Raw genomic sequence first — 816 nt, 5'->3', positions numbered from 1 at the left:
CGCCAACCCATGCGCCGCGATGGTTTGGCCTTTGACGTTCCTGCCCTTGATGGCGCCTTGAATTTTCGTAAGCGGGCGGAAAAAAGACGGGGAACTGTTTGAGCGCAGCGAGTTTTCCCCTTCCCCGCCCGGTTGCAAAAATTCAAGGGGAAGTCGCCATCTCGGGCGCGCCTTTCTTTTGCTTACTTTTCTTTGGCAAGACAAAGAAAAGTGAGTCGGCCCCGGCAGGGGACGATACCGGGGATGGACCAACAACAAAAAGCAGAAAACTCAAACCCGCCCAACCGCCTCCACCAACGCCTGCCCCAGTGCCTCAGAAGCTGCCGCCATCGGCGCCCGCAGCACATTCTTCACCTGCCCTTCAGCAGCCAGCCAAGCCTTCAACGGCCCAGGATTGGTCTGCGCAAACAACAACCGAATCACCGGCGCCAGCGCATGATGCAACTGCCGCGCATCATTCAACCGCTGCTCCTGCACCGCCCGCACCATCTCCACAAACAGCTCTGTGCGGACATGCGCGGCCGCGATGATGGCCCCCACCCCGCCCGCGCACAGCGTGCCGAACACCTGCGCATCTTCCCCTGCCAGCACCTGCAACCGCCCATCGGCAATCACGCGCTGCGTCTTGTCAGCATCGCCACCGCAATCCTTGATGCCATGGATGTTGGGATGCGCAGCCAGCGCAAGCAGCGTTTCGGCATCGATGCTCGCCCCCGTGCGATACGGAATGTCGTACAGCAGCACCGGCACGGGCGAAGCATCAGCCAGCGCCGTGAAGTACTCGACGATCCCGTCCTGCGACGGGCGGATGTAGGA

1 protein-coding gene is annotated in these 816 nt (G+C 61.4%); it reads right to left on the bottom strand.

The window, feature by feature from the left end; genetic code table 11:
- Positions 1-270 precede the first annotated feature (270 nt).
- Positions 271-816: dihydrodipicolinate synthase family protein (locus ACTWPP_RS45000; RefSeq protein WP_443110619.1), on the bottom strand; the 546-nt coding region annotated here is incomplete at its 5' end.

Source organism: Actinomadura sp. 3N407 (assembly GCF_052245875.1).
Taxonomy (GTDB): Bacteria; Actinomycetota; Actinomycetes; order Streptosporangiales; family Streptosporangiaceae; genus Spirillospora.
This window is presented reverse-complemented; position numbering and strand designations above follow the sequence as displayed.